The sequence below is a fragment of the Micromonospora sp. NPDC003776 genome (assembly GCF_053605645.1).
Genome location: NZ_JBSGJR010000450.1, coordinates 1 through 5983 on the forward strand (window position 1 = coordinate 1; position 5983 = coordinate 5983).

Consider the following 5983-nt stretch of genomic DNA (forward strand, 5'->3'; position numbering starts at 1 on the left):
GGACCCACGGGTCCCGGCCCCGCGCCCTTGACGCCGCCGTCGACCAGCCCGGGCGCGCGGCCGCCGTCGGGGGCACCGACCGGACCCGGGTACGCCGCCTGCCCGACCTGGCCGTCCACGACCGATCGGCCCTGCACGCCGTGCTCGACGCCGGCCGGATCGGCCACCTGGCCATCGCCGACGGCGACCAGCCGTACGCGCTGCCGGTCGCGTACGCCCGCGACGGCGAGCGGGTGCTGGTGCACGGCTCCACCGGCAGCCGCCTCTTCCGGCACCTGGCCGCCGGCGCCCCGGCCTGCCTCACCGTCACCCTGCTCGACGGCCTGGTGCTGGCCCGCAGCGCCTTCGAGTCCTCGATGAACTACCGCTGCGCCATGGTGCTCGGCCGGCTGGTCGCGCTGGACGGCGCGGCGAAGCTGGCCGCGCTGGAACGCCTCTCCGAACACCTGCTCCCCGGCCGCTGGGCGGAGATCCGGCCGCCGTCGGCCAAGGAACTGGCCGCCACGTTGGTGCTCGCCCTGCCGCTGGACGAGTGTTCGGTGAAGGTCAGCGCCGGCCCGCCCGACGACCCCGAGGACGACCTCGACCGGCCGGTCTGGGCCGGGGTGGTGCCGGTCGTCGAGACGTACGGCACCCCGCAGCCCGATCCACGGCTGCGCCACGACCTGCCCCCACCGGAGTGGTGATGCGCTACCAGGACCTGTCGTACTGGCTGTCCAGCGTGGACGAGCCGCTCACCCCGCGCCCCGGACTGCCCGGCGACACCGACGCCGACGTGGTGATCGTCGGCGCGGGCTACACCGGGCTGTGGACGGCGTACTACCTCGCCGAGGCCGATCCGGCGCTGCGCGTTGTGGTGCTGGAGAAGGAGATCGCCGGGTACGGGGCCTCCGGGCGCAACGGCGGCTGGTGCTCGGCGCTCTTCCCCACCTCACTGCCCGCGCTGGCCCGCCGGCACGGCCGGGACCGGGCGCTCGCCATGCAGCGGGCCATGCAGGAGACCGTCCGCGAGGTCGGCCGGGTGGTCGCCGCCGAGGGCATCGAATGCGACTGGCAGGCCGGCGGGACGGTGGTGCTGGCCCGTACCGGGGTCCAGCTCGACCGGGCCCGGGCCGCGGTGGCCGAGGCCCGCGAGCACGGCCTCGCGGACGAGGACCTGGTGCTGCTCGACGCGGCGGAGGCCGCCGCCCGCTGCTCCGCCGAGGGGGTACGTGGGGGCACGTACACCCCGCACTGCGCCGCGGTGCACCCGGCCAAACTGGTCCGCGGCCTGGCCCGGGCGGTCGAGCGCCGGGGGGTACGCCTCTTCGAGCGGACTCCGGTGACCGCGGTGCGCCCGGGGGCGGCGGTGACCCCCGCCGGGGTGGTCCGCGCCCCGGTGGTGGTCCGGGCGACCGAGGGCTTCACCCCCGCCCTGCCCGGGCAGCGGCGGGCCGTCGCACCGGTCTACTCGCTGATGGTGGCCACCGAGCCGTTGCCGGAGTCGACCTGGGCGCGGATCGGGCTGGCCGAGCGGGAGACCTTCTCCGACTACCGGCACGTCATCATCTACGGCCAGCGCACCGCCGACGGCCGGCTCGCCTTCGGCGGGCGGGGCGCCCCCTACCACTTCGGCTCCCGGGTCCACCCCGGCTACGACCGGGAGCCCCAGGTCTTCGCGGCGCTGCGCCGGGTGCTCGGCGAGCTCTTCCCGGTGCTCGGCTCCGAGGTGCCGGTCAGCCACACCTGGGGCGGACCGCTGGGCGTCGCCCGGGACTGGGCCGCCTCGGTGGGGCTGGACCGCGGCACCGGCCTCGCCTGGGCCGGCGGATACGTCGGCGACGGCGTCGGCACCAGCAACCTGGCCGGCCGTACCCTCGCCGACCTGATCCGGGGCGCGGACAGCGACCTGACCGCCCTCCCCTGGGTCAACCACCGCTCCCCGCGCTGGGAGCCGGAACCCCTGCGCTGGCTGGCCGTGAACGCCGGCCTCAAGGTCATGTTCTCTGCCGACGAGGCCGAGGCGCGCACTGGGCGCCCCTCCCGCCGCGCCGCCGCCTTCTCCCGCCTCCTCGGCCACTGACCACACCCCACCCCAGGCACTGTTGATCAAGGGGCTTGCGTCGTCCGCGGCGCGGATTCTGGCGCGAACCCCTTGATCAACACGAGGTGATCGGGTGGGTCAGTGGTTGGGCGGGATCACGCGGAGGTGGCCGCGGCGGCCCTGTTGTGGGGGGTGGGGGGCGTTCTGGGCGTCGTCCGGGGGGCGCGGGGGCGCGGGGCGGGCGGCCTCGCGTACCGCCTCGGCCAGGGCGACCAGGTCGTCGGTGGTGGGCGGCGGGGGCTCGAACTCACCCTCGTGCCGCACCACGTCCCAGCCGCGCGGCGCGGTGAGGTTGCGGGCGTGCGGCTCGCAGAGGTCGTACGTGTGCGGCTCGGCGAAGGCCGCCAGCGGGCCCACCACGGCGGTGGACTCGTTGTAGACATAGGTCAATGTGGCGACCGCTTGCCGGGGGCAGCCGTTACGGGAGCAGCGCCGTGGTGACCTCACGGCGGCAGGGTATCCCCATTACCGGGTCCGGCGCACCGCTTCGCGATGCGACACGCCCGTCATGGTGATCACAATTCGTCCGATCGGATCACCGGCGCGCCGCTGCGGCGGCGCAACGACGGGTGGCCAGGTGGGGCGGGCTACCCTTTGCGTCATGACGAGCCCGGAGAACCGCCGCCCCGGCTCCGGCCGGCGCACCCACCGCGACCGCCACGGTCGCGGGCTGCGGGGGCGGCTGGTGCCGGCCACCGTGCCGCTGGCGCGGACCAAGGCCGAGGTCTTCGACGACCTGGTGCTGGACACGGTCGAGACGCTGGAGCGCCGGTTCGCCAAGGAGCTGGCCGGCGTCGAGTTCGCCGTCGAGGACGTCCCGCCGGACCTGAACGTCTACGACTCGGACGTCCTGGAGGACGGGGAGGTGCCGCTCGCCCGGCTGCTGCCCGGCCGGCCCGGTCGGCAGGAGGTGCCGCCGCGGATCGTGCTCTACCGGCGGCCGCTGGAGTTCCGCGCGATGGACCGCGAGGATCTGGCGGATCTCGTGCACGACGTGATCATCGAGCAGGTGGCGAACCTGCTCGGGGTCGATCCCGACGAACTGGCCTGAGCCGGCCCCCACCGGCTCGGCCTGTCGGGTCCGGGCCGGGCGGCCCCCACCGCCCCGGCCCGGTACGCGTCAGGCGGCGACCCGCCGCTTGAGCTTGCGCCGCTCCCGCTCCGAGAGCCCGCCCCAGATCCCGAACCGTTCGTCGTGACCGAGGGCGTATTCCAGGCATTCCGTCTTGACTTCACACCGCGAGCAGATGCGCTTCGCCTCGCGGGTCGAGCCGCCCTTCTCGGGAAAGAACGCCTCCGGGTCGGTCTGCGAGCAGAGCGCCCGCTCCTGCCACTCCGGCGCGTTTCCGAGCAGGTCGGCCACCTCGAGCTGGCCGTCCATCAGATGCCTCCTTGTCGCGCACCGGCGTCATCGCCGCTGCAACCCCCCACGCGAAAGGCGCGCTTGTCCGTCCGCACCCCATTTTTTCCGTTCCGGCCGAACAACCCCATTCAAATTACACGCGTGTAATGCGTGCGCCGTCAAGCCAAACTTGATAATGGAGTCGCCCTCCCGACACGTTCGGGACGACCATCCGGCCGCCCGAGCCTCGCAACCTGCCCTATCGATTCAGACCCCGGACGAGTAACGCCTCTCCGGCGAGTTGCCGGAGATTTTCGCTGTGGCGCACCCCGGCGCGGACCCGCCCGGCGGCCCCCGGTGGAGGCTCCGGTGGGCCGCACCCTGGCGGCCGTCGCGACACCGTCCAAGATCAGCATGTGGTGGGGCAAAGGTTAACCCGACCGGCGCCGAACCGCCCGTCGAGCCCGGAAACGCCGACCGCGCCCCGTCCACCACGTGGACAGGGCGCGACGGCGGCAGCGCGGGTACGGTCAGCCGACCCCCGACGGTGAGCTGGTCGGCCAGACGAACTCGGCGACCGCACCGCCGGTGACGGAGATCGCCCCGGCCGGCGTCCGATCGTCCCACCAGACGGTATAGACGCCTGCCGGCAGGCCCGGGTAAACGGCACTGTGGAAGACCCCGTCCCGGACGTGCCGCTCGCGTACGGCCGAGTGCGTGCGTGGCCCGTCGCCGTCGGCCCGGCTGATCTCGATCTCCCGGCCGTGCAGGTCGCGTCCGGTGTAGACGATCAGTGCGCCGAAGTCGCCGCCCAGGTCGAGCACGACGCTGCCGCTCTCCGACGGCCCCAGGGAATGCTCAGGCACGGCCGCCCTCTCGGGACGTCTTCGCCGGCGGGTTGTCGAACCCGTCGTACGGGGTGCCGAGGAACGGGAAGTCACCGAGGAACGGCGCGGTAACGTCCGCCGCGCTGAGCCCGGGGGTGACCGTGGCGGCCGCGGCGTCCGGTGTGAAGGTCTTGTCCACCAGCGGCACGGTGAGGCCGGCGATCGCCCGCAGCGCGATGCTCACCACGTCGTCGCCGACCCGCCGGCCGTTGGGGAAGCCGGCCAGGTCACCCCCGAGCACGCCGAACCGGTCCGGCTTCCGGTTCGGGCGGATGGCTGTGTTCAGCCGGAGCATGTCGGCCTGCAGGTCGCCAGTGGTGTTGGCGAACCCGTCGATCAGCCCGGCCGGGATCCCGGTGAGCAGGATCGCCACCAGGTCGGCGCGGGGCTTCTTCGACTTGTTCAGCGCGTCCAGGCGGGGAAAGACGCCCGGGTAGAGCGCGGGCAGCAGGGCCGCCAGCTCCGGATGCTCGACGAACTGCGCGAACCGCTTGTCCTCGGTGGGCGGCAGGGTGTTCCACAGGTCCTTCCTGGACATCGGCACGACGACCTCGTTGAACAGCGGATTCCCCAGCCGGGAGACCTGGGTGAACGGGCCGGCGGCGGTGTCCGCGGCCACCCGGTCGCCGAGTACCCGGACCTGCTGGCGGGACGCCGTGGTCCACACCCCGATGGTCGAGGCCCGGTCGGCGTAGCCGTACCGGCTGGCCCGGCGGCGCAGCGTGGTCAGCGGCACCTGCACGGCGATGCTGTGCACATTGGTCCGGTCCAACGCGTTGACCGGCTGCCCCTCGGTCTTGAAGATCTTCTTGCCGGCGACGTGGAGCTGCTGGAAGGGCCGCAGCGTCCCGAGGTCGAAGATGGCGCCGAGGTCGACGAAGAAGCCGTCCGCCCGCTGCCCGGCGAAGACCTTCTCCCCGGTCGACAGCCGGTACGTGGCCTGCCGGACGAGGTCGTGATATTTCGGCGTGGAGAGCGGGCCCACGTTGCACGGCGGGCAGGGCAACTTGTGCGCCAGCACCCGCTCCCGCCCGTCGACGACCCGGGTCAGGCGGTAGAACTGCCGCCGGTTCCAGTTCTTGCTGTCCAGCGACTCGATCGGCCCGGTGTTGTAGAGAAAACTGTTCGGATTCGTGATCTCGGTGGTGAATTCGAACCGATAGCTGACATCCGGATAGCCGTCCCCATCGTTGTCGATGTGAATCTCGTACCGGACGTCGTCGCCGAACTCGAAGAAGTTCGGGCCGCCGGAGGGAAGCTGCACCGGCACGTAGTTGGCGATCAGCGTGACCGTGTCCGGGTGATCGGGACTGACGAACGCGTACAGATCGGAGCTGTCGGCCACCGGATCCTTGGCTATCTCCGGGGCCTCACGGTGAGAGGACATGGCGGACCACACCTTCGTCGGAAAAGAAAAGGTCGAGGGGAAGAGCGGCGGTCAGCGTCGACCGGCGGCGCGCACCAACCGGTCCGCCAGGGCCCGGTCACGGACCTGGATCCGGGTCGTGCCGACGAAGACGTCCAGCGCGCCGGAGGCCGCATCACGCAGGTGGATCACGATCGGCTCGTCCCGGCGGCCCCTGGCCGGCGTGTTCTGCGCGGCCGACAGGCCCGGCACGGTGAGGGCGGCGGCGCCCAGGGTGGCGCTCGCGGCGGCGGTCAACGTCTGCC

At 72.9% G+C, this 5983-nt stretch carries 8 protein-coding genes; 3 read left to right on the forward strand and 5 right to left on the reverse strand.

From position 1 onward, the window contains the following. Both ACWEVO_RS27770 and ACWEVO_RS27775 read left to right on the forward strand, forming a co-directional pair. The coding region (locus tag ACWEVO_RS27770) for a pyridoxamine 5'-phosphate oxidase family protein (protein WP_452310443.1) at positions 1-686 on the forward strand (686 nt) is incomplete at its 5' end. Next, entirely contained in the window at positions 686-2062 is a 1377-nt protein-coding gene (locus ACWEVO_RS27775) for an NAD(P)/FAD-dependent oxidoreductase (protein WP_452310444.1), read from the forward strand. The genes ACWEVO_RS27770 and ACWEVO_RS27775, both read left to right, overlap by 1 nt. Before the next feature lie 99 nt (positions 2063-2161). Here ACWEVO_RS27775 and ACWEVO_RS27780 read toward each other — a convergent pair whose 3' ends face one another. Beyond that, positions 2162-2530 (reverse strand): DUF3499 domain-containing protein, encoded by a 369-nt coding sequence (locus ACWEVO_RS27780; protein ID WP_452310445.1) that lies wholly within the window; start codon positions 2528-2530, stop codon positions 2162-2164. 154 nt (positions 2531-2684) lie between these two features. Here ACWEVO_RS27780 and ACWEVO_RS27785 point away from each other — a divergent pair, with 154 nt between their 5' ends. Next, positions 2685-3134 carry a metallopeptidase family protein gene (locus ACWEVO_RS27785; protein WP_091260118.1) on the forward strand — a complete coding sequence of 150 codons (450 nt, stop codon included), beginning with the start codon at positions 2685-2687 and terminating at the stop codon, positions 3132-3134. Positions 3135-3203: 69 nt separating this feature from the next. Here ACWEVO_RS27785 and ACWEVO_RS27790 read toward each other — a convergent pair whose 3' ends face one another. The 4 genes from ACWEVO_RS27790 to ACWEVO_RS27805 form a co-directional block, all read right to left on the reverse strand. Next, positions 3204-3464, reverse strand: a complete 261-nt coding sequence (locus ACWEVO_RS27790; RefSeq protein WP_013284161.1) for a WhiB family transcriptional regulator — start codon at positions 3462-3464, stop codon at positions 3204-3206. A gap of 491 nt (positions 3465-3955) precedes the next feature. Beyond that, the gene (locus tag ACWEVO_RS27795; protein WP_452310446.1) at positions 3956-4291 is read right to left on the reverse strand and encodes a phospholipase; all 336 of its coding nucleotides are present in this window, start codon (positions 4289-4291) and stop codon (positions 3956-3958) included. Then, positions 4284-5699: a DUF4331 domain-containing protein gene (locus ACWEVO_RS27800; protein WP_452310447.1), complete on the reverse strand. Its 1416-nt coding sequence runs from the start codon at positions 5697-5699 to the stop codon at positions 4284-4286. Before ACWEVO_RS27800 ends, ACWEVO_RS27795 begins: the two co-directional genes overlap by 8 nt. Positions 5700-5750: 51 nt before the next feature. After that, positions 5751-5983 (reverse strand): hypothetical protein (locus tag ACWEVO_RS27805; RefSeq protein ID WP_452310448.1); only part of this gene is annotated, 233 nt, incomplete at its 5' end.